The 25,008-nt window shown below is 53.1% G+C and carries 35 protein-coding genes and 1 tRNA gene; 19 read left to right on the plus strand and 17 right to left on the minus strand.

The genetic code is table 11. The features are described 5' to 3' along the window. The first annotated feature begins 156 nt into the window (after nt 1–156). On the plus strand, nt 157–795 hold the full coding sequence (locus tag F3I44_RS11830) for a bifunctional 4-hydroxy-2-oxoglutarate aldolase/2-dehydro-3-deoxy-phosphogluconate aldolase (protein ID WP_150015321.1): 639 nt from the start codon (nt 157–159) through the stop codon (nt 793–795). A gap of 41 nt (nt 796–836) precedes the next feature. On the opposite strand, the gene purT is transcribed toward F3I44_RS11830, so the two are convergent. Continuing rightward, nucleotides 837–2,015: a formate-dependent phosphoribosylglycinamide formyltransferase gene (purT, locus tag F3I44_RS11835; protein WP_150015322.1), complete on the minus strand. Its 1,179-nt coding sequence runs from the start codon at nt 2,013–2,015 to the stop codon at nt 837–839. Nucleotides 2,016–2,182: 167 nt separating this feature from the next. Here purT and F3I44_RS11840 point away from each other — a divergent pair, with 167 nt between their 5' ends. Further along, nucleotides 2,183–2,839 carry a tellurite resistance TerB family protein gene (locus F3I44_RS11840; RefSeq protein WP_150015333.1) on the plus strand — a complete coding sequence of 219 codons (657 nt, stop codon included), beginning with the start codon at nt 2,183–2,185 and terminating at the stop codon, nt 2,837–2,839. A 126-nt stretch (nt 2,840–2,965) separates the two neighbouring features. After that, complete coding sequence (locus F3I44_RS11845; RefSeq protein WP_150015323.1) at nt 2,966–5,029, plus strand: prolyl oligopeptidase family serine peptidase; 2,064 nt, start codon at nt 2,966–2,968, stop codon at nt 5,027–5,029. On the opposite strand, the gene exoX is transcribed toward F3I44_RS11845, so the two are convergent. Continuing rightward, the gene (gene exoX / locus F3I44_RS11850; RefSeq protein WP_033783311.1) at nt 5,023–5,691 is read right to left on the minus strand and encodes an exodeoxyribonuclease X; all 669 of its coding nucleotides are present in this window, start codon (nt 5,689–5,691) and stop codon (nt 5,023–5,025) included. The genes F3I44_RS11845 and exoX overlap by 7 nt on opposite strands. Beyond that, nucleotides 5,691–5,924, minus strand: a complete 234-nt coding sequence (locus F3I44_RS11855) for a DNA polymerase III subunit theta (protein WP_033733020.1) — start codon at nt 5,922–5,924, stop codon at nt 5,691–5,693. Before F3I44_RS11855 ends, exoX begins: the two co-directional genes overlap by 1 nt. A gap of 150 nt (nt 5,925–6,074) precedes the next feature. Between F3I44_RS11855 and copC the strand changes: the two genes are divergently transcribed. The 3 genes from copC to F3I44_RS11870 are packed head-to-tail and all read left to right on the plus strand — an operon-like array spanning nt 6,075 to nt 7,708. Then, nucleotides 6,075–6,452, plus strand: a complete 378-nt coding sequence (copC, locus tag F3I44_RS11860; protein ID WP_150015324.1) for a copper homeostasis periplasmic binding protein CopC — start codon at nt 6,075–6,077, stop codon at nt 6,450–6,452. 4 nt (nt 6,453–6,456) lie between these two features. Continuing rightward, nucleotides 6,457–7,332 carry a copper homeostasis membrane protein CopD gene (gene copD, locus F3I44_RS11865; RefSeq protein WP_150015325.1) on the plus strand — a complete coding sequence of 292 codons (876 nt, stop codon included), beginning with the start codon at nt 6,457–6,459 and terminating at the stop codon, nt 7,330–7,332. Nucleotides 7,333–7,360: 28 nt separating this feature from the next. Next, entirely contained in the window at nt 7,361–7,708 is a 348-nt protein-coding gene (locus tag F3I44_RS11870; protein WP_013358153.1) for a YebY family protein, read from the plus strand. Nucleotides 7,709–8,019: 311 nt separating this feature from the next. Here F3I44_RS11870 and F3I44_RS11880 read toward each other — a convergent pair whose 3' ends face one another. From F3I44_RS11880 to F3I44_RS11945, 14 genes are all read right to left on the minus strand, one after another. Next, nucleotides 8,020–9,099, minus strand: coding sequence for a tyrosine-type recombinase/integrase (locus F3I44_RS11880; protein ID WP_150015327.1), 1,080 nt, complete (start codon nt 9,097–9,099; stop codon nt 8,020–8,022). Continuing rightward, nucleotides 9,071–9,346, minus strand: coding sequence for an excisionase (locus F3I44_RS11885; RefSeq protein ID WP_223811669.1), 276 nt, complete (start codon nt 9,344–9,346; stop codon nt 9,071–9,073). The genes F3I44_RS11880 and F3I44_RS11885 overlap by 29 nt, the downstream gene beginning before the upstream one ends. Nucleotides 9,347–9,408: 62 nt before the next feature. Next, entirely contained in the window at nt 9,409–9,918 is a 510-nt protein-coding gene (locus F3I44_RS11890) for a hypothetical protein (RefSeq protein ID WP_150015329.1), read from the minus strand. 42 nt (nt 9,919–9,960) lie between these two features. Beyond that, nucleotides 9,961–10,788: an SPFH domain-containing protein gene (locus F3I44_RS11895; protein ID WP_150019424.1), complete on the minus strand. Its 828-nt coding sequence runs from the start codon at nt 10,786–10,788 to the stop codon at nt 9,961–9,963. Continuing rightward, a complete protein-coding gene (locus F3I44_RS11900) occupies nt 10,785–10,973 on the minus strand; it encodes a hypothetical protein (protein ID WP_150019425.1) in 189 nt (62 codons plus the stop codon). Before F3I44_RS11900 ends, F3I44_RS11895 begins: the two co-directional genes overlap by 4 nt. Continuing rightward, nucleotides 10,973–11,590, minus strand: coding sequence for a hypothetical protein (locus F3I44_RS11905; protein WP_150015886.1), 618 nt, complete (start codon nt 11,588–11,590; stop codon nt 10,973–10,975). The genes F3I44_RS11900 and F3I44_RS11905 overlap by 1 nt, the downstream gene beginning before the upstream one ends. Nucleotide 11,591: 1 nt before the next feature. Beyond that, nucleotides 11,592–11,852, minus strand: a complete 261-nt coding sequence (locus F3I44_RS11910) for a hypothetical protein (RefSeq protein WP_150015887.1) — start codon at nt 11,850–11,852, stop codon at nt 11,592–11,594. 38 nt (nt 11,853–11,890) lie between these two features. Next, entirely contained in the window at nt 11,891–13,015 is a 1,125-nt protein-coding gene (locus F3I44_RS11915; RefSeq protein ID WP_150015888.1) for a RecT family recombinase, read from the minus strand. Nucleotides 13,016–13,028: 13 nt separating this feature from the next. Then, nucleotides 13,029–15,890 carry a PD-(D/E)XK nuclease-like domain-containing protein gene (locus tag F3I44_RS11920; protein ID WP_150015889.1) on the minus strand — a complete coding sequence of 954 codons (2,862 nt, stop codon included), beginning with the start codon at nt 15,888–15,890 and terminating at the stop codon, nt 13,029–13,031. 100 nt (nt 15,891–15,990) lie between these two features. Further along, a tRNA-Ala gene (locus F3I44_RS11925) sits at nt 15,991–16,069 on the minus strand. Between the two features lie 63 nt (nt 16,070–16,132). After that, nucleotides 16,133–16,426: a hypothetical protein gene (locus tag F3I44_RS11930; protein ID WP_150015890.1), complete on the minus strand. Its 294-nt coding sequence runs from the start codon at nt 16,424–16,426 to the stop codon at nt 16,133–16,135. 73 nt (nt 16,427–16,499) lie between these two features. Beyond that, a complete protein-coding gene (locus F3I44_RS11935; RefSeq protein ID WP_150015891.1) occupies nt 16,500–16,694 on the minus strand; it encodes a cell division protein FtsZ in 195 nt (64 codons plus the stop codon). Between the two features lie 177 nt (nt 16,695–16,871). Next, on the minus strand, nt 16,872–17,168 hold the full coding sequence (locus tag F3I44_RS11940) for a hypothetical protein (RefSeq protein WP_150015892.1): 297 nt from the start codon (nt 17,166–17,168) through the stop codon (nt 16,872–16,874). 165 nt (nt 17,169–17,333) lie between these two features. Further along, a complete protein-coding gene (locus tag F3I44_RS11945; RefSeq protein WP_150015893.1) occupies nt 17,334–17,741 on the minus strand; it encodes a helix-turn-helix domain-containing protein in 408 nt (135 codons plus the stop codon). An 82-nt stretch (nt 17,742–17,823) separates the two neighbouring features. On the opposite strand from F3I44_RS11945, the gene F3I44_RS11950 reads away from it, so the two are divergent. From F3I44_RS11950 to F3I44_RS12005, 13 genes are all read left to right on the plus strand, one after another. Beyond that, nucleotides 17,824–18,066 (plus strand): Cro/CI family transcriptional regulator, encoded by a 243-nt coding sequence (locus F3I44_RS11950; RefSeq protein ID WP_150015918.1) that lies wholly within the window; start codon nt 17,824–17,826, stop codon nt 18,064–18,066. Next, a complete protein-coding gene (locus F3I44_RS11955) occupies nt 18,038–18,460 on the plus strand; it encodes a toxin YdaT family protein (RefSeq protein ID WP_150015894.1) in 423 nt (140 codons plus the stop codon). The genes F3I44_RS11950 and F3I44_RS11955 overlap by 29 nt, the downstream gene beginning before the upstream one ends. Before the next feature lie 459 nt (nt 18,461–18,919). Further along, nucleotides 18,920–19,057 (plus strand): hypothetical protein, encoded by a 138-nt coding sequence (locus F3I44_RS23730; protein WP_156085424.1) that lies wholly within the window; start codon nt 18,920–18,922, stop codon nt 19,055–19,057. 9 nt (nt 19,058–19,066) lie between these two features. Beyond that, nucleotides 19,067–20,092 (plus strand): DnaT-like ssDNA-binding domain-containing protein, encoded by a 1,026-nt coding sequence (locus F3I44_RS11960; RefSeq protein WP_150015895.1) that lies wholly within the window; start codon nt 19,067–19,069, stop codon nt 20,090–20,092. A gap of 4 nt (nt 20,093–20,096) precedes the next feature. Beyond that, entirely contained in the window at nt 20,097–20,558 is a 462-nt protein-coding gene (locus F3I44_RS11965; protein WP_223811672.1) for a replication protein P, read from the plus strand. A 2-nt stretch (nt 20,559–20,560) separates the two neighbouring features. Then, on the plus strand, nt 20,561–20,932 hold the full coding sequence (locus F3I44_RS11970; protein WP_150019426.1) for a hypothetical protein: 372 nt from the start codon (nt 20,561–20,563) through the stop codon (nt 20,930–20,932). Between the two features lie 17 nt (nt 20,933–20,949). Then, nucleotides 20,950–21,462 carry a hypothetical protein gene (locus tag F3I44_RS11975; protein ID WP_150015898.1) on the plus strand — a complete coding sequence of 171 codons (513 nt, stop codon included), beginning with the start codon at nt 20,950–20,952 and terminating at the stop codon, nt 21,460–21,462. A 160-nt stretch (nt 21,463–21,622) separates the two neighbouring features. Then, entirely contained in the window at nt 21,623–21,772 is a 150-nt protein-coding gene (locus tag F3I44_RS11980) for a Hok/Gef family protein (RefSeq protein ID WP_150015899.1), read from the plus strand. 743 nt (nt 21,773–22,515) lie between these two features. Next, nucleotides 22,516–22,704 carry a hypothetical protein gene (locus F3I44_RS11985; protein WP_150015901.1) on the plus strand — a complete coding sequence of 63 codons (189 nt, stop codon included), beginning with the start codon at nt 22,516–22,518 and terminating at the stop codon, nt 22,702–22,704. 63 nt (nt 22,705–22,767) lie between these two features. After that, nucleotides 22,768–23,361: a DUF1367 family protein gene (locus F3I44_RS11990; RefSeq protein ID WP_150015902.1), complete on the plus strand. Its 594-nt coding sequence runs from the start codon at nt 22,768–22,770 to the stop codon at nt 23,359–23,361. Beyond that, on the plus strand, nt 23,358–23,651 hold the full coding sequence (locus F3I44_RS11995; protein ID WP_150015903.1) for a Ref family recombination enhancement nuclease: 294 nt from the start codon (nt 23,358–23,360) through the stop codon (nt 23,649–23,651). Before F3I44_RS11990 ends, F3I44_RS11995 begins: the two co-directional genes overlap by 4 nt. Beyond that, on the plus strand, nt 23,648–24,466 hold the full coding sequence (locus tag F3I44_RS12000) for an antitermination protein (RefSeq protein ID WP_150015904.1): 819 nt from the start codon (nt 23,648–23,650) through the stop codon (nt 24,464–24,466). Before F3I44_RS11995 ends, F3I44_RS12000 begins: the two co-directional genes overlap by 4 nt. 203 nt (nt 24,467–24,669) lie before the next feature. After that, the gene (locus tag F3I44_RS12005) at nt 24,670–24,861 is read left to right on the plus strand and encodes a TrmB family transcriptional regulator (protein ID WP_150015905.1); all 192 of its coding nucleotides are present in this window, start codon (nt 24,670–24,672) and stop codon (nt 24,859–24,861) included. Nucleotides 24,862–25,008 lie beyond the last annotated feature (147 nt).

Consider the following 25,008-nt stretch of genomic DNA (forward strand, 5'->3'; position numbering starts at 1 on the left):
CGGATACGAATAAAACTGAACTGCTGTTTCAAAATCGGCGCAGGAGGATAGACGCTCAGGAAGCGGATCATGTATGGTAGTGACGCAAATTACAGGGCAGGAGCCGATGCTCCATGACCGGGCCACAATCCCGGTGTTATCAAGCAAGGGGAACTGATGAAAAACTGGAAAACGAGTGCTGAACAGATTCTGACCACCGGACCTGTCGTGCCGGTCATCGTGGTGAATAAACTGGAACACGCTGTGCCGATGGCGAAAGCGCTGGTGGCAGGCGGTGTCAGAGTGCTGGAAGTGACGCTGCGCACGCCCGTCGCGATGGATGCATTACGTGCGATGATCAAAGAAGTGCCGGATGCGATAGTCGGGGCAGGAACGGTGATTAACCCACAGCAGTTGCAGGAAGTGACCGATGCCGGTGCGCAGTTTGTTATCAGCCCTGGCGTCACAGAATCGCTGCTGAAAGCGGCGGTTGAAGGGCCGGTTCCGTTGATTCCGGGCATCAGCACCGTTTCAGAGTTAATGACCGGTATGGACTATGGTCTGCGCGAGTTTAAGTTTTTCCCGGCAGAAGCGAATGGCGGCGTGAAAGCGCTTCAGGCGATTGGCGGACCTTTCCCGCAGGTGCGTTTCTGTCCGACTGGCGGCATTTCTCCCGCCAACTACCGCGATTATCTGGCGCTGAAAAGCGTTCTCTGCATCGGCGGTTCCTGGCTGGTGCCCAACGACGCGCTGGAAGCGGGCGACTGGGATCGCATCACCCGTCTGGCTCGTGAAGCTATCGAAGGCGCGAAGTAAGTCATGGCGGTGAGCGTCTGCTCACCGCACACCGCATACCTTTATCCCTGAACCGCAACCGCCGCTGCGCTTGCTACTGCACGCGCAATCGCCTGCGTGGTGCTGTCACCGCTGGCCAGCGCCACGCCCAGGCGACGCTGTCCGCTGATCTCCGGCTTCCCGAACAGCCGAAGTTGCAGACCGGCCCCCAGTGCTGCTTCGACATTCACAAACTGCACATTCTGGCTGGTCAGTTGCGGCAGGATAACGGCAGATGCCGATGGACCATACTGACGAATCCCGCCAATCGGCAGACCCAGGAATGCCCGCACGTGCAGCGCAAACTCTGATAAATCCTGTGAAATCAGCGTCACCATGCCGGTGTCGTGAGGACGGGGTGATACTTCACTAAACACCACCTCATCACCGCAGACAAACAGCTCAACGCCAAACAGGCCATAGCCGCCCAGCGCCTTCACCACCTGCGCGGCAACATCCTGCGCCCGCTGCAGCGCCAGGTCACTCATCTGCTGTGGCTGCCAGGATTCACGGTAATCGCCATCCTCCTGACGGTGACCAATCGGCGCACAGAAGTGAATGCCATCAACGGCGCTGATGGTCAGCAGGGTAATCTCAAAATCGAAGTTAACAACGCCTTCGACGATGACGCGACCGGCACCGGCACGGCCACCCTGTTGAGCATAATCCCAGGCTTTCTCCAGCTGGCTGGCGTCGCGGATAAAGCTCTGACCTTTGCCGGATGAACTCATCACCGGCTTTACAATGCACGGGAAGCCGATCTCTGCGGCGGCTTCATCGAAGCGCGCCTTGCTGTCAGCAAAGCGATAGCCAGAGGTCGGCAACGACAGCTCTTCAGCCGCCAGGCGACGAATGCCTTCACGATTCATGGTCAGCTTTGCGGCGCGGGCGGTCGGAACCACGCGCTGGCCCTGCTGCTCCAGCTCAACCAGCGTATCTGTGGCGATGGCTTCAATTTCCGGCACCACAAAGTCTGGCTTCTCTTCGGCAATCAGCGCAGCCAGCGCTGCGCCATCCAGCATATTAATCACATGACTGCGATGGGCGACATGCATCGCCGGGGCATCGGCGTAACGATCAACTGCGATGACTTCCACACCCAGACGCTGACACTCCAGCGCCACCTCTTTACCCAGTTCACCTGAACCTAATAACATTACACGCGTCGCCGCCGGACGCAGCGCTGTTCCGAGAGTCGTCATACATTCCCCTAAGCAGTCAAAATTCGCGCGCCAGTATAAACGAAAACGTTTGCGTTCTCATCTTTCGTCCATCTGACACTGCTTTTTGCCGTACTTTTCCCGCTCTGACGTTTCCTGACATCCTTTTGGTCAGGATATCGGGCTGACATCTCAAAAAGGAGTGGATGATGAACAACTGGTTGCAACAGATTCAGTCGGTGCTGACAAAGAAGGGCGGTGAAGGCAAATCGGGCGGCGGCTTAAGTGACATGCTGGCACCGGGTGCGTTGGGCGGTCTGGCCGCCATGCTGGTCTCCAGTAAGTCTTCACGCAAACTGCTGACAAAATATGGCGGTAAGGCGCTGATTATTGGTGGTGGTGCGGCCGCAGGTGCGGTGCTGTGGAACAAATACAAGCAGCGGATCAGCGAAGCGCACCAGAATGAACCTGACTTTGGCGTGGCCCGGACGCCAGTCGATCAGCGCGCTGAACGTCTGGTTACGGCGCTGGTGTTTGCCGCCAAAAGCGACGGACACATCGACGATCAGGAACGTGCCGCTATTGAGCAGAATATTCATCAGTCCGGTTATGGCCAGGATGCAGAACAGCTGATTCAGAAAGCGATGAACCGCCCGCTGGATCCGCAGTGGCTGGCCGCCGATGTAAAAAATGAGGAAGAGGCGCTGGAGCTTTATTTCCTGAGCTGTGCCGCTATCGACGTCGATCACTTTATGGAACGCAGCTATCTCTCCGCGCTGGGTGACGCGCTGAAAATTCCGCAGGACGTCCGCGACGGCATCCAGCAGGATCTTGAGGCTGAAAAAGCCCGTCTGACGGCCGGTTAATCCTTTCTAAAGTCCGCTGACAGATCACAGGACGTGACTCGTCAGCGGCAGCTTCTCTCGTCATACCTGGCTTCCGGCTGCTGAAGTGTTACGCTTACAGATCATTACGTTCACGGAGACGGATGGATGAAAGCACCCATCGCAAAAAAAATTCCCCATGAGATGACGCTGCATGGTGAGACGCGCGTTGACGACTACTACTGGCTGCGCGACGACAAACGTGAAAACAGCGAGGTTCTTGATTACCTGCGTGCCGAAAACAATTACGGCAAAAAAATCATGTCATCGCAGCAGCCGCTGCAGGACCGGGTTTTAAAAGAGATTATCGATCGACTGCCTCCGGAAGATCACTCAGTGCCCTATGTGAAAAACGGTTACCGCTATCAGAGCCGCTATCAAAGCGGTAATGAGTATCCGGCTTATTACCGCCAGCCTGCGTCGAGTGAGGAGTCTGGCGAGTGGATCCTGCTGCTGGATGCCAACCAGCGCGCCTCGCACAGCGATTTTTACACGATGGGCGCGCTGCACATCAGTCCCGATAATCGGGTGATGGCGCTGGCTGAAGATTTCCTGTCGCGACGCCAGTACGGCATCCGGTTCCGCAACCTGGAGAGTGGCAGCTGGTATCCTGAAGTGCTGAGTAACGTCTCATCGAGCTTCGCCTGGGGCAACGACTCCCGCACCCTCTACTATGTGCGGAAACATCCGCAGACGCTGCTCTCTTATCAGGTGTGGCGACATGAACTGGGTATGCCGCAGTCGGAGGACAAGCTCGTCTACGAAGAGCAGGATGACACCTATCATCTCAGCGTGCACAAGAGCACCTCCAAGCAGTTCATCATGATTGCGCTTTACAGCACCAACACCAGCGAAATTCAGCTGATCGATGCGAACTTCCCCGATGCGCAGCCACATGTCTTTCTGCCGCGCCGTCGCGATCATGAATACAGCATCGACCATTACGAACATCAGTTCTTCATTCGTTCCAACCGCGAAGGCAAAAACTTCGGTCTCTACCGCAGTCGCTATCTGGATGAGTCACGCTGGGAAACGCTTATCCCGGCACGGGAACAGGTGGTGATGGAAGATTTCCAGCTGTTCCGTGACTGGCTGGTAGTCGAAGAGCGGCAGCGCGGCTTAACCAGCCTGCGTCAGATTAACTGGGCCAGTGGCGAGACCAGCGGCATTGCCTTTGACGATCCGACCTATGTAACCTGGCTGGCCTACAATCCGACGCCGCGCACCAGCAAACTGCGCTACGGCTATTCGTCGATGACCACGCCGACCACGCTGTTTGAACTGGATATGGATACCGGCGAACGCCGTATCCTGAAGCAGAGCCAGGTTAAAGGTTTTAACGCGGAAGATTACAAAAGCGAGCACCACTGGATCAAAGTCAGCGATGGCACTGAAGTGCCGGTGTCGCTGGTCTATCACCGTAAACATTATCAGCCCGGTCAGAACCCGATGCTGGTCTATGGCTACGGCGCTTATGGTAGCAGCATGGATGCTGATTTCAGCGTCAGCCGTCTGAGTTTACTTGATCGCGGCTTTGTCTATGCGCTGATACAGGTGCGCGGCGGCGGTGAGCTGGGGCAGCAATGGTATGACGGCGGTCGCCTGCTGAACAAAATGAACAGCTTTACCGACTTTATTGAAGTCACGGATGCGCTGGTGACTCGCGGCATCGGCCACCCGGAACGGCTCTATGCGATGGGGGGCAGTGCAGGCGGTCTGCTCATGGGCGGAGTGATTAATCTGGCCCCTCAACGGTTCCACGGCGTCGTGGCGCAGGTGCCGTTTGTGGATGTGGTCACCACCATGCTGGATGAGTCGATTCCGCTGACGACCGGTGAGTATGACGAGTGGGGCAACCCCAACGATCCTGAGTACTACCACTACATCCGCCAGTACAGCCCCTATGACAACATTGAGGCGAAAGCTTATCCCCACCTGCTGGTCACCACCGGCCTGCACGACTCACAGGTGCAGTACTGGGAACCGGCCAAGTGGGTGGCGAAGCTGAGATCGATGAAAACGGATAACAACCTGCTGCTGCTTTGTACCGATATGGATTCCGGTCATGGCGGCAAGTCGGGACGTTACAAAGCCTACGAGGGCATCGCGATGGAGTATACTTTCCTGCTCGGACTGGCGCAGGGCACCCTGCCGCCCGCTCAGGACTACTGAGACTCCGACAGGTATTTATTCAGCGCCTGCCGCAATGGCGGGCGCAGATCGCTGACATTATTCAGTACCCACTTCAGGTAGCCCGGATCCTTTCTCGCAATCACCGCAATCGCCTGGCCGCGGTATTTGCCGAACGGCAGAATGTCGTCGCGCTGGGCCGCCGGTTGTGAACGCACAATCATCTCAGAAGCACCCCAGCCAGAGACCTCCATAATGCGAATCAGGAGCGCCGCTGTGACATAGCAATCATAGAGCGCCCGGTGGGCATGCAGGTCAGCGGGCGGCGTGACATCCAGCTTCAGCGAATGACGGAGTGCCTGGTTGCCATATTTAATGCCTGGCCAGAGCTGGCGCGCCAGCTGCATGGTGCAGATCCATTCACCGTACATTTCCGGCAGCATCCGGCGATCAAAGCTGGCGTTATGGGCCACGTAGAAAGCACTGCCGTAATAGCGCGGGATCGCCTCTTCAATGGTTGGTTTACCGGCGACCATCGCTTCGGTGATGCGATGCACCGCCATCGCCTGACGGCTGATAGGGCGGTCGGGCAGGGTGAGATCGCTCATTGGATTCACAATCTGACCGTTGACCACATCGACGGACGCGACTTCCACCACGCCGCCCTGCAGACCGCAGGTTTCGGTATCGATAACGCGGAACATCATTGCTTCATCTTCGGTTCATAAGGAAGGCGCGACAGGCTGAGTGACGCCTGGCGGTATTGCATCAGACGCTGGCGAAACCAGTCACGCAGCGCTTCGGGTTGCTCCTGCGCCACCATTTCGGCGACGACCGGCATGTTATAGCGCTCTTTGAACGCCACGCCCGCTGCCGCTAAATCGACATTGATCTTGTCTTTCTCTTCCTGGGACAGCACGGCAAGGTTATGGCTCATAATATTCTCCTGACGATAGCCGGCAAAAGTAATGTTTTCGACGGTATGAATCAAGGATAAGGATCGCATCGCTGGCCTCGACAGTGCCAATACAGCAGCGTATCCTTTTGCCACGTTTATCGCCCTGGCGGCGGTTAAAAGGATGATATTATGAAGAAAAAACCCATTTCCCGCAGGGTTATTGCGCTGGCGGCAACCGGACTGATGGCATTCAGCTCGCTGGCGGCAGCGCATGCTCATCTCCAGTCTTCCGCACCCGCAGCTAAAGCGCAGGTGACGACATCTCCCGATGCGCTGACGCTGAACTTCAGTGAAGATATTGAAGCGGCCTTCAGCGGCGTTACGCTGCTGGATAGTGCACAGAAGCCTGTTGCGACCGCCAAAGCCCGCGTTGAAGCTGACCAGAAAAATCGCCTGATTGTCGGCCTGTCTCACCCGCTGAAAGCGGGCAGTTATCAGGTCAACTGGCACGTGTTGTCGGTGGATGGACATAAAACCGCAGGAAGCTATCGCTTTAGCGTGAAGTAAGTCTGTGGCCACCCTCTGGATCCTGCTGCGCGGACTGCATTTCGCCGCCGTGATGCTGCTGACAGGCAGCGCCTGTTACAGCGCACTACTGGCACCCAAACGTTATCGACCCCTGCTGGCGCGACGATTAAATCCGCTGGTGAAGGGGAGCGCCTGGCTGTCGCTGCTGAGTGCGCTATTGATGCTGGCCTGCCAGAATGTGCTGATGAGCGGTGACAGTACTAATCTTGCCGATTTAGACATCTGGCTGGCGGTGCTCGACACACATTTTGGTGCGGTGTGGCAGTGGGAAATACTCTTTAGTGTTGTGGCTCTTGTCGCATTATTACTGACCGGAAAGCTGCGTCAGCAGGTGTTACTGCTGGCAGGCGTGTTGCAACTGGCCTGCATGGCCCTGATTGGTCATGCCGCGATGCGCGATGGAGTGCCCGGTCTGCTTCAGCAGATCAACCAGGGGATGCATCTGATTGCAGCGGCGTTCTGGGTGGGTGGATTACTGCCGCTGCTGCTGTTGATGCGCGAGGCGCGCCAGATTGATCGCCGTACTGACGCGATTCGTACCATGATGCGTTTTTCGCGCTATGGTCACCTGGCGGTAGCGTTAACGCTACTGAGCGGTGTGATAAATAGCGTGATGATCGCAGGCTGGCCACTGATGTGGCACGATTCACGCTACATTGTATTGTTACTGTGCAAAGTACTGCTGGTGGCCCTGATGGTGCTTGTGGCGCTGATCAATCGATACTGGCTGGTGCCGCGCTTCCGCCTGGCGGGTAGCGGGACGCAGCAAAAATTTATCCGCATGACGCAGCTTGAACTGCTGCTGGCGTGTGGCGTGGTTGGGCTGGTGAGCGTATTTGCCACGCTGTCGCCAGCCTGAATGTAGTTTAAGAGAGAAAAGGGTAGTTATGTTGCTGAAGAAAGTGATCCCCGCAATCCTGTTGTTATCCGTATGCGGCCAGGCGCTGGCGGCACAAATCATTACCGTCAGCCGCTTTGAGATCGGTAAAGAGAAGTGGCCGTTTAACCGTGAAGAAGTGATGCTGACCTGCGAGAAAGACGGTGCGATGTTCGCCATCAACCCGAGCACACTGATGCAATATCCGCTGAACGACATCGCCGACCAGCTGTTCAAAAACAAGCAGGTGAAAGCGCAGCCGATCAGTGTGATTCAGGCCGAAGACAAAGCGCATCCGGGCCAGATGATGAGTCTGCAGCCGATTGTTGAGCGCACTCAGGCGCTGTGCGGTAAATAAACCTCCCGGGTGCAGCCTCGCGCTGCGCCCAATCCACGATTTTTTGCCGTTGCGATCACAAACTGATCCGGTTTATGGCCCTGATCCCTGCGTTTGCTGGCATTTCCACCGCGCTGTTCTAACCTTAAATTGCAAGGCGACACTGCCTTGATAAATGCCAACTTTTAGCGCACGGCTCCCTGAGAGCCATTTCCCTGGACCGAATATAGGAATCGTATTCGGTCTTTTTTTATTTCCATTATTTATCAATAAGTTAAAATCCATTTCACGAAATTACACGAAAAATCCACGAAATTCCGTATCCGGTCTTTTTAAATCAACGTATATTTCCTCTCTCGCGTATCTAAATATTTTTCCGTCATCCGCTCTGATTTATGCCCCAACAGTTTCTGTGCAAACTGTTTGCCATACTCAGTTTCAAATAAACGGCCAGACAGACTCCGGATCTCATGAAATGTCGGTGGATTGTCTCTGAGTTCAATATCAGCGTTATTGCGTGCTGTGACAAAACCCTTTGTCAGGCTATCGGGGTGAACAGAGCCATCAGGACTATTCTTACGAATACCTGCACTGATCATATAATCACATCGACTCACCAAGCGGCAGCGGTCAATGACTGCATTCAGTTTTAGGCCAGCGCTCTGGAGTGACAGTGATAACGGAATAGCGAGCATCGCGCCGGTTTTAATCTGAACGATATGCAACCGGTCATCGGTAATGTCGCTGAATTTCATACTTGCGATATCCTCCCGACGCTGCCCGGTGATTAAAGCCAGGTCAATCGCCAATGAGAACCATGCTGGCTGAGATTCAGCAGAGCGACGAATGGCCTGATATTGCTCGAACGTCAGTCGCTGGCGCGAGACCTCAATTCGTGGTGCTCTGGTAGGCTCGACAGGATTGGCGGTAATGCGCCCATCCACTATAGCCTCCCTGAAAACATCTGACAGTACCGAACGTAGTGCCCCTGTCATAGTATTCTTGCCCTCCAAAATCCAGGGCTCAAGAAATTCCGCTATATGGCGTGTTGTAATGCTGGACAGCACCATATCTCCCATTTTCTCGCTGATAGTCTTTATCTGTCCGGCTCTGACCTTGTAGGTATTTGCAGCCAACCCCCGCCTTTGAAGGATCCCCTCATAACATTCAAGCCATTCTGCCAGCGTAAATTCATGCTCGCCCGTTAGCTTTTCAAGCAGTGCAACCGGTGAGTATCTTTGTTCTATAAAATTATTAGCTTCAATGGCCTGAGCTACCGCATCACGCCGGGATATCTGACCGAGCGTGATTTCTTTTTTTGTTAAAGGATTCCGCCAGTAATACGTTTTATACTTTTCCCGGTATGTAAGATTTCGCGGCAGATTAGCGTTGTAATTTTTTCTCTGATTCATTAATCAACTTCTCTAATAGCGGGCTTCTTCTTCCAGTGCGGCCGTTCGGATGATGCTGTACCAGCTTCATCCCACATTTATTAGGCTTGATATAAAAAGCGTCTGGGGAAACCCTGTATTCACGACCATGGATTTCTGGTGGCGGAAAAATGTTACCGTTACGCGCCCAGCGGCGCAGAGTTCCGGGGGTTGGTGGATCATCATAATATTCATCAGCCCAGGTAGTCAGTGAAATGTATTTCGACATTACAGCCTCACGACCGGCCAGCATTATTTCAGACTGGCCGGATAAATATTGAATCTTGAAAATCAGTTTGCAGAGCCATTGGCCAGCTCAACGTTGTGCAGGATGGCAGCGCGGCAGGCGTTAAAACCGTTGGCAAATCCCACATCGAAAACATCCTCATTGCCGCGAGTCACTTCACCCGGCACCAGCTCCGCCAGGTTGATAGCGGGCGCGGGGCGGGTGAATAGCGGTATCCATTGCGGGTCCGATTTATAGGAATCGTGCGGGGTGAACATGTCCGCATACGTCCCCTGTTCCATTACTTTCAACTCTTCTGCATCCGTGTAAGCAACAGGCTCCTGCTTCTCCAGCTCTGCCAGCTTCGCCTCTGCTACTGCCAGCTTATGAGAGAGCATCATCATGCCGTTGTGGTGCGGTTGCGCGGTCAGGGTAGCTAGCGTTGCATGCATAGCCTGCAGCAGCAGTGCATCGTCCGCATCAAGCCCGAAAGGTATTTCATCGCATGCTGTTTCCAGCCTATGAATCTGCAGCGTTAGCCACTCAATCATCGCCTGCTTCTGTTCTGCGTTCATGATGTCCCCTTGAATGGCCCGGCATTTCACCGGGCTGCTGGATTATTTAACCTGGATAAATGGTGTGCTGGTGCCGCTGGTCATGTACTGGGGCAGGGTGCCGTTCCATTTGTTGATGGCTTCCAGCTGCATAACCTCCGGGTTCTGGCGCAGGGCATCGCCACGGATTTTGATAGACTCAGCTTCTGCTTTGGCCAGCTTCATTTTTGCGTCTGCCTGACCGTCGGCTTCCGCCCGGAGCATGTTGGCCTCAGCCTCGCGCTGCTTTACTTCCTGCTCGCGCTGCAGCGTTTTCTGGTTGGCCGTCACTTTGGCATTGATGCTGGCGATCACCGTTGGCGGATATTCTGGTTTACCGACCCAGGACAGGCTGATTACCTGGATACCGATCGGACCCATCTCCTGCTGAATCTCAGACAGCGCGGCGGTGAGCAAATCGGCTTTGCCGCCATCAATGAACTTATCCGTGCTCATCCGGCTGGCCAGACGGTTCAGGCTGTCGGCAATTTTCTGGCGCAGGTCAGTGTCGGTGATGTCATCGACGCCTTTGCGGTAGGTCTGGAACACCGTGGTAACCTTGATGGGATCCACACGGTAGGCCACGCCGATGTGGTAGCCGATGGTGGTGCCGTCGCTCATCTGGAAGTTGAACGCATCTTCGTAGGTCTTCATCTGCTTAAAGGTCGGAAAGATGTAGATCTCGGTGTTCCAGCCAGTCCAGTAACGGCCAACGCCGACCACCTCACCTACGCCTTTATCATCGCCCAGCTTGTTGACCTTGATGCCCACATTGCCAGGCTCTACGCGATCGCAGCCCGTTACGCACAGCGCGGCGACGGCCATCAGTGCAGCGAAAATTACCTTCTTCATTTTTTATCCTTAGTGACTTTCAGACCCTTCAGAATGATGCAGAGGCATGGCGGGGTCAGGATCGCCAGTGCCAGTCCGGACAGAACGGTTAATGTCTCTTTCGCCGATACAAGGAACGGCACGATCAGGCCGTACACGCCCGCAGCAATAACCAGCGCAACGACGATTTGTAGGTAGGTTTTCATCACACACCCTTCTTACCGGCGCGGCGTTGGGCGGCCACTGTCAGTGCATGGGTGGCTATATTTCGGCGATCAATAGCGCGATCCTGATAACCTGCTGCTTCTTTGTTTGCCGAGAGGTGCAACATTCCAGCAAACTTCTCGAGCTCATCAGCTCGCACAGAGTCAAGGAACGCATCAGTCAGTGGGCATGGGTTCCCCCCATTGACGTCACGCCCCACAAAGTCATTGATTGCTGAAACGTATTCCAGTGGGATAATTGCGTGAATCTGGTCGTCGTGGGAGCATTCTTCGTGATAGCGACAGATATCATTAAGCAGGCCCGCCATCATTCCGTTCTCATGGCCCATCGCAACCAGCTTTTGCTTTGTGTCCAGATTTTGTCGGCCCCGCAATTCAGCTAGGTGTTCAGCCGCCTGCAATTGATCGCTCAGCTCACTAATCAACCGCGCAGCGTCGGCGGCAAGCTCGGTAATGTCGATGTATGCGCAGGTCTCGCGGCCAGCCTCATCCTCTCCATAGATTTCAAACTCGCCTGAGTCGATATCACTCATTTCAACAGCGGCAATGTCGTTCAAAAACCATTCAACGTTTGCGCCGTAGCGTAATTCCCGTTTCATCTCAGATCTCTCCATCTTCGGTGGATTTAAGGGCGCGGCGGAGCACGTCCTGGTACTTAGGAACGCCGCGCTTATAACGCCATGCGCCCTCATCGGCGCAAATCAACATCCAGAGGTCTGGCGCGATGGCAAACTCTATGGCCTCACGCATCCGGGCGTTCTGCTGGAGAACGTCGTCATAGTCCGACGCGAGAACATATTTACCCTGGGCTGCTGGCAACATCGCTGCAGCGGCAAGTGCGTTAAATCTTTGTACGGTCATAATGATTACCTGTGGGCGGCCAGGTAGGCCGCCGTTAATCAGCCTTGATATTCCGGTCGCAGATCGTTAAGAGTGATCGTGAATCGTTCATGCAGTTCTTCGCCAAGATGGCGACGTGCGGCATTAAGCTTTCTCTCTGCGGCTTCAAATGCCACTGCAGCCTCAGGACTGCCACCTGCTGGTAATGCGTTGATAGCTTCGTGCAGGCTTGTGACAGCATTTAACTGATGATGCCGGGCAACTGTTTTGTTCTTAAGCTCGGTGTAATCCGTACCGAGAGCACTTTTGTGCTCCTCAAGGTCAGCCCTGATTGCAGTGGTTTCTTCGATAGTTCCCGCATCCAGGATGCGCTGGCGGAATTCGTCAGGCAGCGACTTGACGGCCGCAGATTCGATCACGTTTTCACCGATGGTGCCAGCCCTCTTGCTGGTGTTGACGGATTCAGGCAGGTCGCTAAGGCTGATATGTCGAGCTGGCACCGGATTGATGACTTTTTCTTTTCGGGCGTCAAGATCATCTCTATCCTGGAATCCCAACACAGCAGCCGGGCAATAAATGCGCGACCAGTATTTAGTGGCTAAATACGCGATCTGCTGTTTTGGGTTTGTTGACCATAGCGGGGAATTACGGGTCACTACGCCGGAAAGATAGACAGGTTCGCCCCAGGTTATTTCTGACTCGCCCCGGAGAACTGCACCACACCGGACACACAATCCATTTTCATCCTGATCGCTCCATGCCCGAACGCGTTCGGTGACGTTATATTTCCCATTTTTGCCGGTTTTTTCTTTAGTGACCTCCTGGCTGCGCGTGCAGCGCGACCAGTCGCCGTCATATTCATAATGAAATCGGCCTGTGATGGCTCCAGTGCTGCTAAGAATGGCGCTCAATAGTTGTGCTTCATAGCCGATTTTTCCGCCCACAAAAAATGTTTTCTGAGCGACACCATAAGGATTCATGCCCCACTGCATGGACTGCATAACGATGGCCATACAGTCAGCGGGCTTACCTGACAGATGATCCGGAATAGCAATTGAGGCATCAGCCATAAGGTTTGCAAAGGCTGTAAGTTGACTCAGCGCCTGCACGTTGAAAATTGAACTGCTGGCCGAGATGGTGTTAGGTGCCTGATCTTCGGCAGTGATGATATTTTTGTTTTCCATAATTTCTCCTTACCTAGGCTGGGCGCAACATTTCAAGGCGGCGCAGATCAAAGTCGTTAAGTTCGTCGGCGTAATCTTCTGTCAGCGGGGCTGGCCAGATGCCCGTTTCTGAAGCGACCAGAATATTTCTCAGCGTCCGGTGATATTCGAGCGAGCCAAGTTCCAGCAGGTCAGGCGAAGCCTCAATAACGGCCACCCAGTGATAGCCGGGGTCTTTGTTGACGAAAATCCAGAAGAACTGGTCAAATTCAGCCACTTCCGAATACATTGCGGCGCTAAGGTGGTAGTCGCGTTCGGTGATTTCCCGGTGCAGCCGGGCGCGCAGATAATCCTGTTTGATCCGTCCCATACTGGTTGTTTTCAGATCAGCGGCTATGCGAATGCCATCTATTTCCAGTTCAATATCCGGGCGCACGCGAACTTCAAGACCGGTATCCTCATCCATCGCGAAATAGCTGGTTTCGGTCACGCGTGAAGGGTGCGCAAGCAATCGGCAGGCCGAAGGGTGAGCGAGTAGCGCCTCACGGATTGCCACAGCCGTATCGTGCTGGTGCTGGTCAATGAGGGTTTTCCCTTCATTATCTTTTTCCCACTGTGCGCGCAGCTCGTCGGCAAACACACTCTCCGGAGCAATTTCACGGACGATTGCTGACAACTCTTCTTTGCTGCCGCTGGTGTTAAATGGCTGAGGTTTTTCACGTTCTGCAGTAGCAACGTCCGGGGCAATCTTTTCCAGTTCCGCCAGTAACGCGTCGCGGCTTCCGCTGGTTTTAAGGGGAGCGGGCAGCGTAGCGTTGTACTCTTTGATGCAGGCGCGCATGGCTGTCGCAGTAGGTTTCTGGCCATCGGCGATGCGCTGAAATTCCTCCGGGAGGCTGTTATAGAGAAAGCCGGCCTCCTCGATGCTGCTGCCCATGGTGAACGGTTTAGGCAATGTGACGTTATGCTCCTCGAGCAATGCCTTAATCTCATCGCTGCCCATCATCGGCGGCAGTGAAGCGTTATATTTTTCGATGATGGCTTTCATCTCCGCCGTGGTGCTGACAGCGTCTTCTGGCAGCGCAAACGGGCGGGCGAACTCTTCTGACAGTTTTTCAGGTTCGAGCGCCATCGTGTGGACAAGGGTGCCGAATGTTAGCGCATCGCTGGTTTCGCGCCCGATTTGCTTGGTGACGTGGCGACCGTAGTAATACATCAGCGAAATCCGGGCATCTTTCACCATACTGCTACTGATACCGTTGGCGGCGTGGTAAACCTCGTTCGGAACGCCTTCAAACCGACCAAAGTCGAACACTGCAGGAAAGACTGCCGCCGGCGTGCTGGTTTCCGCTGGCTCCGGTAATACCGCTTCCGCTTTTTCCCCCTCAGATGAGGCGTCTGGCGTCAGAAAGGCTTCGAGGCCGAATTTACCGGGCGCAGCTTCGACGATCTGCACATTGTTAATGTTGGCCGCCAGCGCCTCTTCATGCGCAGTGCTGGTTGACGAATCTGCATTTTCCCGAAGAGATTCGGTTGACGATTCCGGGTTCTCCCGAAAAGCCGGGTCGGCTGCAGGCGGGTTTTTCAGATTCTGGTATTCATCTTTCGTTATTTCGGCATAGCCCTGGCTCAGCAAATCCTTAAGGCCTTTTTCCTTATTTGCGCGCTTAACATCGCCAGCCTCATTGCGGGCATAAAACGGGCCTGTGCGCTCGGTTACAGATGGTTGTTCCGCCACGCCCGGCGCTGCGCCATCCTGCTGTCCTGAATCCGTCTCCACTGATTCAACTGGTTGCGCTGCATCAGCCAGTACGTGTTCTTTGCCAGTCTGATCCTGTTGGGTTTCATCATTATTATCTTCTCCTTTATCAGCCGACAGACGGCCGCACGCGATGGCCACAATTTCCGGATCAGGATTGGCGTGGTCGGTTTCAGTCAGGGTTTTGTTGATGTAGGACTGCAGGGCACCAGGTGTAATGTGGATATCATCCGGTGCGGTTTTGACGATGTAGATAATCATGGCGCGTGAATAATCCAGAATGCCGGGCGTTGCGCACATTGCTGCGCTCCAGGCGGGAAAGGGCTTCTCTTTTAGTTTGATAATTTCACGCGCCCGATTAGTCTGCGCAGTGCGCAGATCGTAGATGTTGAAATCAGCAGCGCGGGCATGCAATCCCAGTGCAATTTCGAGTCTCAGGCTGTCGAAATCATGCTGATGGCCTGTGCCCCGATCGGTAAGATTACCGCCGCCTGCTTTTACACCTGATGCCGTACGCAGGGTGGTAATGTCTTTACTGCTTTCTTTGCGTGCTGCCTGGCGGTCTTTGAGCCATTTTTCGTTGAATTCCTTCATCTGCGGCCAGTTGTCAGCCCCGTCAAAGTGATTACCCAGCTCATTGATCAGCTCGAGCACTGCTTCCGGGTACATGGCGGCAACACCTTTCGTCCGGAGAAGCGATTCAACGATGTGGCCTTCAGGCGAATTGCGCTCTTCGTTGAGCAGCCGCAAAGCATCCCTGAACTGGTCACTATCAATGTCGGTGGCACCATGGCGCACCAGCACCGCCATTTTCTGATCGGCAGAGAGGGCGTCGAAATTCACCGGCTTACTGTCTGCATGTGGACGCTCAGCGAAAACCTGATTTTCTTCGTCCCAGGCATAATCTTTCAGAAAGTCGGTGCTGAGCACATTTATTGCCGGGCGGGGCAGGCCGGGGCGATCTTCACACACCAGCGGCTCTGCATATTGATGAGCAGTGTCTGGCGTAAGCTCATCAAGCATGGTCATAGCCTGGGACTTAGCGAGCCATGCCGCGCGCGCTTCCAGGCTGGTAGCGTATTCGGGAAGCCCGGACGCCGGATCCTCCGGTCGTAAATAGATAGAAAATGTCTGCATAACGTCTCCTTATTAAACTTTGTAAAAGGCACCCGCGGTACACTTTAAAAAGCCCCGCTATACCGGCGGGGAAGGACTACACACAGCTAAATGGATGATGTCGTGATGACCGGATTCGAACCGGCGACCTCCCGTACCCTGTGCCAAAGCCGGGGCTGCTTCCGCTGAGCTACACCACAACCGCCTGAACACTGAATAATGCGCACGCGGTTGCAGTGCCCCGCGAACGGGGCAGCTGTGAATCAGTGTCTGACGTTAGGAAGTTCAATTCCGATGATGGTGACTGAAGATGTACGCCGGGCTTTGCGGCATTCACCAGACCTGCATTCTGAATAATGAATCTCTTCGCAGAGATCATGTATTGCGTCAGTCGCCGCAAACTGATTTTTATAAACGCCCAGAATATATGCGTTATTTAAAAGAACGGTGGTGGCACCGCTTCTTTCGTCAACATGGCAGAGGCCTGTAATACCATTGCCGGTTTCAAAATGCGCGAATTGATTACCGATGTATTTAACGCGAATAGAATTAATCATGGAGATTTCCTTTATTAAGATTGAGTGTGGTCCTGCCGGATTAGCGGCATAGTTTTCCCTAGTGTGGCTTAAATTAAATTATGTCTGGCAATCCACGGCGGCTTAAAGCGACTTCCACCCTGCAATTATTTATTCTGATTGCTTCTGACAGGCTGCGAAGATAAAGCCACTTTTCATTATTGGCTGAAGCACGCCAGTATTTTTCATTGTGTTTAATCAGCATTCCGGGCACGACAGCAGTGCGCGGAAGAATCGCGGTACCGTACATCGTAATCTCCTTATTGATAATGCCCGGATTCAGATCAAATCTCCGCTCCGGGCGGCGGGATATCCTTACGGGGAGTTCAAACCTTGTAAGGAAATAAAATGATTTATAATACCTGTCCTGTTTGTTCAAGCGAGGCTGAGTTTCATATCCTCAGTAAGGGCACAAACACGGTGGCATTTATATACAGCTGCAATACTCACGGTTTATTTGGCGTGTCGGAAAATTTTGACGCCCAACTTCGATATTTGAATAGCTCGCAAAATTCGAACGATAATTTTCTACTTGATCAGTTTGGGGAGAAACTGATGCAGCGAGTGCATTCCAGGGAGATGGCTGAAATTCCCATGTTTGAACGCCTCCCGGCCTGAGATGGCTTTCAATTTCGAGCGCAAGGATGCGCTTGTCAAATGTGCCAACCCTATAAAGAGCACGACCATCAGGCATTCTCGCAATAATTCTCGGCTCTTCCATCATTCTCTCCTCATCATGCCCTCACGCCGGGCCAGCGGAACGTTTTTGAGTAATCACTGTGTGGTTGATGAAGATGATATTAGCTATGGCTAACATAATAGGCAAGCTAAATTTGGTAGCCAAGGCTAACAAATTTGCTTTTTTGGGATATGTAATTGTTTTGGCGAGTTATTTTTTTGACGTGCGCTGACGGGCCTTCAATAGTTCCTCGAAGAGTTTGTTGAAGTTCTGTACGCGAGCACGCATTTCGGATAACTGAGCATCCTGTTCGGATTCGGGTAAAGCATCGAAAAGCTCCAGTAATTCTTTCTGCCGCTCGTCGAGTACTTGTTCTGTTTCGCGCGGTTCATCGGGCTGCTGGCTATCGTCTCCAAAGAGTATCCAGGTAGGCGAACACTGCAAAACTTTTGCTAAGGCGAAGAGATTCTTCCCGGTGGGATCGCTATCGTCGCGCTCCCATTGAGATACTGATACATGCGATATTTTCAGGGCTTTGGCGAGCGAGCGCTGGGTAAAATCCAGCTCTTTTCTTCTTGCCCTTATTCTTTCGCCAATTGTTAGTTTTTTCATGTCCATAGTTAGCTAATGCTAAATCCAATTGACTCTGCTATTGTTAACATATAGGTTGTTAGCCATGGCTAACCTTATCGAGGGTTTTATGTACACAAAGGATGCCCTGAATTATTTCGGGGGAAGTAAAAGTCGTCTGGCAGCAGCAGCCGGAGTCAAAACTCCATCGGTCTATAAGTGGGGGACATTAGTTCCTGAAGGTCGCGCCGCCAGGCTTCAGTCTGCGTCGAATGGCGTCCTGATCTATGACACCAGCATTTATGACGCTCATAGTAAGTTCAAACGGAACGGAGATCCGATTTATGAAAATCAGACACGAGCACATCCGTGATGCGCTGTTTGCCTGGGCGCGTGCAGCTGACGGGCGCAAGGTTCCGGCGAACGCCATAGCGGATGCGTATTTTGCGCTGGGGATGTCGGGCTTGCTCTACAGCAGCGATCACCCTAATGCGCAGGGCAACAACGTTCAGAAAATTTTTCGCTGGGCTGAAAGTGACTCACTGGCCAGCCAGCAAAAGATCCAGGCACTGCTGCCCGCAATCGAAAAGGCTATGCCGGTTTTCCTGCTGGCCAGAATGCGCAGCCACTCATCTGAGACCTGCAGGGATCTGGTCATTCGCAAAGAGCGTATTGACCGTGAAATGGAGGCCATGATCGGTGCCATTATCGCCCTGTCAGATCGCGTGGACGGCAGCGGGCCTGCCGGTAATGCATTAATTCATTAGTGGGAATTTTTATCGTGAAGTATTCACCAGAAGTCAAAGCCTATAACGATGCGCTTATCAGGAAGGAACGGACAATACGCAGGCGCATTGCCCGTAATGTTGCCTTTTATTTACTTAAGTGGCTCATGCCAGAACTTTTTGCACCCCCTGGAGTTGTGTCATTAGTTCAGATAATGAATCTCGATCGATCAGAAACTCGACGTCTGCAAGAGCAGCACTTCCAGGCTTACCTTGAAGGCCATTATCGAGATGTGTGCCTGTTAGACGAAGGGCAAATCTACCGCTTTTAATATCAGATCTGACTGAAGTTACAGACCCCCAGTAAGTTATGGGGCGTGTCATGTCGAACCTCCTTTGGTTCTTGGGTGTGGGAGCCATAAGAATATCCGGAGGAAGGTTCGGCACCATTCAGGATGCTGTATTGATTGACGTAAATCAAAAAGGGAAGGAAAGGGCAGAGTGAGCGATATAGCTGGCCTTCTGGTCACAATGTTTTTAATGGTGCTGGGCGTTGCGTTTATTGGCGGTTGCCTGTTTGTTCTGCTCGACGTGGTACTTCAGTCAACAGACCGTGACGATTCAGAGCGCCGGTTTTAAGAGGTTTTTATGAGTCTCGACGCAATGCGGTGGGCAAAAAAAGTGAAAACTGGCAGATCGTCTGCTAAGGCCGTTCTCACCTGGCTGGCGGACATGTGCGGTTCAGATCTGACCACATACCCCTCAATCACCGCACTGGCAGAAGCGACAGAACTGGATAAAAAAACGGTTCAGTCATGCCTTCAATATCTCATTGCGCAGGGCTTTATCGAAGATACCGGTGAGCGTCGGGGGCGAACAAAGCAGATCCCCGTCTATCGACTTTTGGGTGTGGAAGAAAGTATTGCTGACGCTGAACATACCCAAAAACGGGATAGTTTAAACGCACCCAAAAACGGGAAGGTTAAACCAAACGCCCCCAAAACCGGGTGTGTTAAAAATAACCAAACGATCCCGTTTTTTCCGTTAAACGATCCCAAAAACGGGATCCGGAATCCCCCAGAGGAACCTAAAGATCTAAACCCCATACATAGCGAGGGCAAAATTTCGCCAGTCGAAATCGCACCTGCCAGAGAACTACCTGACTACCCTGGCCAGCCCGGTGTTTTATTTTCCGCTTCGCCGCCGACCGGTAAATTTTCGATGCATCCGGGCTGGGAACTTTCGCCCGACTTCGAACGGTATGCCGCGCTCTGGGGCAGAGCTGTGCCTGATGGCATGAACCGCCAGAACTGGCAGCCGGTCCTGAACAACTTCATCGCCTACTGGCAGGCCGAGGGTAAATTTTTTCATCAGGTCCAGTGGGAACAGAAATTCGCAACACAGCTGCAGCGTGCGGCTGCAGAAAATCTCAAAACACGAGGTAACAGGCATGCAGAACCAGATTCAACATCAACCGCAAACGTCGCCGTTCAGCAGATCCGCGCAGCCCGTCAGCAGCAGCAGCGAACTCGAGGACAGGGCATGGACATTCTGGGAAACCATGGGGGAGATTTACTCCAGCCGGTGGACAATCAAAAACGGCTCGGCACCTTCAGATCTCTGGATTGCTCAGGTCGGGAATTTATCCAGCGCCCAGATGACGGGGATCTGTAACGTGATGGTTGCACGTTGCGCGACGGGTAACTCCTGGCCCCCAGATCTTGCCGAATTTGTGGCGCTCGTGGCTGAAAATAGCCAGACGGCGCTGGGGCTGAAAACCAGCGACGTAATGAGCGAGTACTGGCGGTGGCGCAATGAAACTTACCGCTACGGCTCGGCAGAACACTTCCCCTGGCGGCACGATGTTTTATATCAGATTTGCACAGAGATGCGCCGCACGGGAACGGAGCGCCAGATGACCGAACGCGAACTCGAAGGACTTGCAGGCAGGCTTTTGGCGAAGTGGGAAAAGCACGTCAATAGCGGTTTTTCGATCCCGCCAGTACGCAGGCAGCTTGAGAGACCCCGGCACCCGGCTGGTCCAACACCGGCACAGCTTCTTCTCGAGCAATACAGGCGACAAAAAGCCGCCACTGAAAATGCCGGCGGCGCAGGCAACTCAAAATCAGGGAGGCACTGAACGTGAAATCCTCACACAAAATCACCGGCGCAGAGCTGGCAAAACTTATCCTCGGCAAAACGCTGACGGTGCCGGATATGCACGTGCTGCTGCGCAAAGCCCGTCCTGGCTACGATCCGGAAAGTCTCTGGGTGGCGCTCAAAGTGCTTAAAGGGTCACCCAATTGCCGTATGGAAACATCACTCCGTGGCCGGCACCGTGCTTACTGTCTGCACAGTATCAGCGATCGTTTTTATGAGCGATCTGTAGCGGTGAACAGGCGCACGGTGTCCGGAAAATCACGGATGCCGATCCGCTTCAGCGAAGCCGAACTGGCATACATCACGCAGTATAACGAATTCGACTGGCTGCTGCGTGCAGCGCGGGCACACTGATCTGAGGGAAAATACACATGGAAAAACTGACTGATATTTTGGGAAGAACCGGCAAAGCCAGCACGCGCGAGCTGGCCGCTATCCTGAAAATTGATACCACCGACGCCCTGAAGATGCTGCGGGAACTGCAGGATGAGGGCGCTGTTTGCCGGGACGGGTCGCACTGGTGCTTACCAGTGGAGCAGGGATCCTTACCATCCGAACCGGAATCTTTACCAGTACAGCCGGAAAAGTTACCAGTTGAGCCAGAAAATTTACCAGTTAAGCAGGAAATCTTACCAGGTGCAGCCGTGGCCGATGAAGTGGCATCAGCACCGCTTAAGGTAATCTGGTCTGCTCCGGAAGATTTTCAGCCATTCCCGACCCCGGCATGGGTATGTCAGCAGCGCAGGGCATTACAGCAGGAAGAGCGGGAGTTTAATCGCATTATGAAAAATAAAAAACGCACGTTGGCGCAGATTGAAAATCTGGTGCGCCGTGTTGCGCGGATGCAAGGTGGTGTGGCGCAGTTATCTTCAGCAATAAAGTGAGGTATAATCGCTGCGGGTGCTTGAGGCTTTCTGCCTTAAGCATTAGCCGACGGCAGAAAGAGAAAAGCCCCAAGTGACTTTAAATCAACTTGAGGCCCCTCTTATGTCTCGACAACATAAAGGTAGCCTCTTACGCGCCGAAAGGCAAGGAGAAGCAACCATGAAGCAGCAAACGGCGATCCTGATCGCCACCATCGTTATAGGAGCGGCGCTGGCCGCGATACTGGTGATGAGAAAAGACCTCTGTGAGGTCCGAATCCGAACCGGCCACACGGAGGTTGCTGTATTCATGGATTACGAACCTAAGTAAGAGCAACCGGCGGGGAGCAATCCCCGCCACCTCTTTAAGTTGTAGTGGCTGGTCTCATGCACCCAATCCTTTCACTGGTCCGATATGGGAATTCTCATATCGCTTAGTCGCATTATTTACTTTATCAGAGAGAGCTTCAGGGTCCTGCAGAACTCAGTCAGTAACTTTCGCATCCCTTCAGGCATCCAGCTCAGATCCAGATAGTCATTACTTTCCGCCAGGTCACCCCGCCGGATAACAATATTAACTGGCGATACGCCAATTGCTGAGCAGATCAGATCCCGCTCCTCGAGCGATACCGGAGTTCGGCCAGTCAGCATGTTACGTAACCTGTTGAGAGGAATCCCTGATTTATCTGCGATTTTTCCGTATGGCATCTGGATGCGATGAATTTCGTCTTTAATAATTGCGATGGCTGGGTGCATGGTGAGTCTCCGGTGTTATAACTTATCTGGTCTGACCAGATTTTATGCTTGTAATGGGTTACACACGTTTAACCCTTGTTTAGCAAAAGTACTGCGATTTTTACAACGGTTATCGTTACTTGATGCAGGTCAATTTACAAATTCAGAGAAAGCGCTTAAAAAATGACCCTACCTCTATTGGGGTAGGTGTGATTTCGCGGGATTTTCATTTTTGCAGGGATGCTGGTCTGAGGAAGTCAGGACGATTATCCTCAGAGCGTAACTCTGAGGTAATAATGAATTTTGCATCGGCTGTTAAAATATCTGGCGAGGTGAGCTGTGTTTATTCCTGATCACCTGATCCCTGAAATCAACGAAAGTACCCGGCCAGTTATCATTTATCGAAATGACGATGGTAGCTTTGCCTGGGGATTCGTACTGAGAAATGATGAGTTCGTTGCCAGCATGAAAATGATCAAGGAGACATCAGAAAGAGCTGGTATTCAGGTCCTGGACGCAGGCGAATAGCCCCTTTATAATATTCATCGGGTCTGAACAGCCCGAGTAACCACTGTGCCACCGGAGAGATTGATGGCACAGTTACACCTTGTAAAATCCGCACCACAAACACTGACTCCGGCCACGCCCGAAGCCAGCGAATTTGTGCGTCGCCTCAAACCCGGCGTTCTGCTTAACTGCGACGTCCGCCAGGCGCGCAATTACCGCTTCCACAAACTCTTCTTCTCCCTGCTCAATCTGGGCTTTCAGTACTGGACGCCGATCGCGGGTGCTGTCAGTGAGTCAGAGAAACTGCTCCTGCGTGGCTACGTTGATTTTCTGATATCGATGACCGGCCAACAGAATATTCTCGATGAAACGCTGGATGTCTGGCTTACGCGCACAGGACACCAGCGCGCTGAAGGGGTGGTGCTGGTTAAATCGTTTGAGGCGTATCGTAAATGGGCGGTCATGACCGCGGGCTTTTATGATGAATTTATTCTGCCGGACGGCACCGTTCGCCGTGAGGCTCGCTCAATTTCATTCGCCAGCATGAGTGAAGACGAATTCCGCCAGGTTTATAAAGCCGTTCTTAATGTGCTCTGGCTGCACATCCTCAATCGTCCGTTCAGTACGCCTCAGGAGGCAGAAAACGCTGCGGCTCAGCTATGTGAGTATGCGGCATGAAGAAAGCCGAACGTAATCACCTGCAGCGCGTGGCTGACCTTGGCTGCATTGTTTGTCAGCAGCATTTTGGCGTGTTCAGTCCGGCAGAGGTGCATCATCTTCGTGCAGGCTGCGGAGCAGGGCAGCGCGCCAGCCACTACAGAACAATTCCTCTATGTCCTCCCCATCACCGGACCGGCGGTTATGGCGTGGCCATTCATGCCGGGCAGAAGATTTGGGAAGAAATTTACGGTACTGAAGAAAGCCTGCTGGTGCAGGTAAATGATTTATTGGATGGGAACGACAAATGAACCTTGAAAGTGCAGTTAAATTTTTTGCGCCTAAAACACCCGCACTCAGCGATGCGCCTGGAGCAACCGGCGAACGGCTGGCCATATCAGATGTGATGGCGTCGTTCGGGCTGACTGAGGCACAGGCGCGATTTGGGTTTGAGCTGTTCCTCTCCAAACATGGGATCACCACCAGCGACCGTGCTGTTTCCATGCTCACTGATTACGGGATGGGGCAGGCGGCACGTTACCGGGCGATTGCCTCACTGAGCGAGCCTGTGAGGAGCAGTCTGATTCAACTCCTGGCGACGTTCGCCTATCAGGATTACACACGTAGCGCAGCCAGTACCCGGCCATGCAGCTGCTGCAGCGGTACCGGATTTATCGAGGCGGAGGTGTTCAGTACTAAGGCGCACACCCCTCCCGCAGCGCAGGAGATCTTGAGAACTTCACTTAAATGGGGAGTGAAGATTATTCCGTCTGAATATGAGGTAAAGCGGGAGGTCAGAGAGATTCAGCGTGTCCTCTGCAAATCATGCGGGGGCAAAGGGGTAATCAGCAATGCGTGCCGCTGTCACGGTAAAGGGGTTGTTCTGGACGAGGAACAAAGCAAACTGCAGGGCGTGCCGGTAACTAAAACCTGTCCGAAATGCTCCGGGCGTGGCTATGCTCGCCTGCCTGGTGAGGCGGTTCGCCGGGCTATATGTCTGACAGTTATGCGCCTAAGCGAGCCAGGGTGGAGGCGTCATTTTAAACCACTCTATGAAGCATTAATCATGCAGTGCCATAAAGAGGAAGCTTTAGCCGACTCTATGCTCAGGAAGGTGACACGTTGACATTTTGACGAAAAAGGCCCATCATTCTCGCAATGATGGGGAGGCTTTGCGATTTTCATTACCAAATCACAAAACCCCAGTTCTATAAAAACCTCGCTTCGGCGGGTTTTTTGCGTTTTATGGCCCGCAACACCGATCCATAGCTTGCTGTCACTTTTAACCAGAGTTATCTGTATGTCACGTCGATAATGCAGGGGGGTAAAATGAAAAAACAGCCATATATGACGGAAGAGGCAAGGGCAATTTTTAACGATCTGAATGCAACTCCAGCTACTGCCAGTCAAATTGCCGAACATACTCATATTAGTACGGCACGCTGTCAGTTCATACTCACACAATTAGTAATGGCCGGGCTTGCTATTTATCAGTTCGGTTATTATAAGCACTGCCAGTGATGGCAGTTTTTTTCTGTGAAATGGGCGACTGGGGGGTGTAGGAGCACCCGCCCAGCCACTTGCCCGTTGTCATACTCACGGGCAAACCAAGGCCCACCGCTTTAGTGCACAAAGCGTTATAAGCCTGACAAATTTAGGCACACAAAA

Source organism: Pantoea sp. F_5, assembly GCF_008631595.1.
Lineage (GTDB): Bacteria > Pseudomonadota > Gammaproteobacteria > Enterobacterales > Enterobacteriaceae > Pantoea > Pantoea gossypiicola.

Bases quoted from the DNA above. Each gene is read 5' to 3' on its own strand.
- F3I44_RS11830 (WP_150015321.1), top strand. From the start codon at position 157: ATGAAAAACTGGAAAACGAGTGCTGAACAGATTCTGACCACCGGACCT.
- purT (WP_150015322.1), bottom strand. From the start codon at position 2,015: ATGACGACTCTCGGAACAGCGCTGCGTCCGGCGGCGACGCGTGTAATG.
- F3I44_RS11840 (WP_150015333.1), top strand. From the start codon at position 2,183: ATGAACAACTGGTTGCAACAGATTCAGTCGGTGCTGACAAAGAAGGGC.
- F3I44_RS11845 (WP_150015323.1), top strand. From the start codon at position 2,966: ATGAAAGCACCCATCGCAAAAAAAATTCCCCATGAGATGACGCTGCAT.
- exoX (WP_033783311.1), bottom strand. From the start codon at position 5,691: ATGTTCCGCGTTATCGATACCGAAACCTGCGGTCTGCAGGGCGGCGTG.
- F3I44_RS11855 (WP_033733020.1), bottom strand. From the start codon at position 5,924: ATGAGCCATAACCTTGCCGTGCTGTCCCAGGAAGAGAAAGACAAGATC.
- copC (WP_150015324.1), top strand. From the start codon at position 6,075: ATGAAGAAAAAACCCATTTCCCGCAGGGTTATTGCGCTGGCGGCAACC.
- F3I44_RS11870 (WP_013358153.1), top strand. From the start codon at position 7,361: ATGTTGCTGAAGAAAGTGATCCCCGCAATCCTGTTGTTATCCGTATGC.
- F3I44_RS11880 (WP_150015327.1), bottom strand. From the start codon at position 9,099: ATGAATCAGAGAAAAAATTACAACGCTAATCTGCCGCGAAATCTTACA.
- F3I44_RS11885 (WP_223811669.1), bottom strand. From the start codon at position 9,346: ATGTCGAAATACATTTCACTGACTACCTGGGCTGATGAATATTATGAT.
- F3I44_RS11890 (WP_150015329.1), bottom strand. From the start codon at position 9,918: ATGAACGCAGAACAGAAGCAGGCGATGATTGAGTGGCTAACGCTGCAG.
- F3I44_RS11895 (WP_150019424.1), bottom strand. From the start codon at position 10,788: ATGAAGAAGGTAATTTTCGCTGCACTGATGGCCGTCGCCGCGCTGTGC.
- F3I44_RS11900 (WP_150019425.1), bottom strand. From the start codon at position 10,973: ATGAAAACCTACCTACAAATCGTCGTTGCGCTGGTTATTGCTGCGGGC.
- F3I44_RS11905 (WP_150015886.1), bottom strand. From the start codon at position 11,590: ATGAAACGGGAATTACGCTACGGCGCAAACGTTGAATGGTTTTTGAAC.
- F3I44_RS11910 (WP_150015887.1), bottom strand. From the start codon at position 11,852: ATGACCGTACAAAGATTTAACGCACTTGCCGCTGCAGCGATGTTGCCA.
- F3I44_RS11915 (WP_150015888.1), bottom strand. From the start codon at position 13,015: ATGGAAAACAAAAATATCATCACTGCCGAAGATCAGGCACCTAACACC.
- F3I44_RS11920 (WP_150015889.1), bottom strand. From the start codon at position 15,890: ATGCAGACATTTTCTATCTATTTACGACCGGAGGATCCGGCGTCCGGG.
- F3I44_RS11930 (WP_150015890.1), bottom strand. From the start codon at position 16,426: ATGATTAATTCTATTCGCGTTAAATACATCGGTAATCAATTCGCGCAT.
- F3I44_RS11935 (WP_150015891.1), bottom strand. From the start codon at position 16,694: ATGTACGGTACCGCGATTCTTCCGCGCACTGCTGTCGTGCCCGGAATG.
- F3I44_RS11940 (WP_150015892.1), bottom strand. From the start codon at position 17,168: ATGATGGAAGAGCCGAGAATTATTGCGAGAATGCCTGATGGTCGTGCT.
- F3I44_RS11945 (WP_150015893.1), bottom strand. From the start codon at position 17,741: ATGGACATGAAAAAACTAACAATTGGCGAAAGAATAAGGGCAAGAAGA.
- F3I44_RS11950 (WP_150015918.1), top strand. From the start codon at position 17,824: ATGTACACAAAGGATGCCCTGAATTATTTCGGGGGAAGTAAAAGTCGT.
- F3I44_RS11955 (WP_150015894.1), top strand. From the start codon at position 18,038: ATGAAAATCAGACACGAGCACATCCGTGATGCGCTGTTTGCCTGGGCG.
- F3I44_RS11960 (WP_150015895.1), top strand. From the start codon at position 19,067: ATGAGTCTCGACGCAATGCGGTGGGCAAAAAAAGTGAAAACTGGCAGA.
- F3I44_RS11965 (WP_223811672.1), top strand. From the start codon at position 20,097: ATGGTTGCACGTTGCGCGACGGGTAACTCCTGGCCCCCAGATCTTGCC.
- F3I44_RS11975 (WP_150015898.1), top strand. From the start codon at position 20,950: ATGGAAAAACTGACTGATATTTTGGGAAGAACCGGCAAAGCCAGCACG.
- F3I44_RS11980 (WP_150015899.1), top strand. From the start codon at position 21,623: ATGAAGCAGCAAACGGCGATCCTGATCGCCACCATCGTTATAGGAGCG.
- F3I44_RS11990 (WP_150015902.1), top strand. From the start codon at position 22,768: ATGGCACAGTTACACCTTGTAAAATCCGCACCACAAACACTGACTCCG.
- F3I44_RS11995 (WP_150015903.1), top strand. From the start codon at position 23,358: ATGAAGAAAGCCGAACGTAATCACCTGCAGCGCGTGGCTGACCTTGGC.
- F3I44_RS12000 (WP_150015904.1), top strand. From the start codon at position 23,648: ATGAACCTTGAAAGTGCAGTTAAATTTTTTGCGCCTAAAACACCCGCA.
- F3I44_RS12005 (WP_150015905.1), top strand. From the start codon at position 24,670: ATGAAAAAACAGCCATATATGACGGAAGAGGCAAGGGCAATTTTTAAC.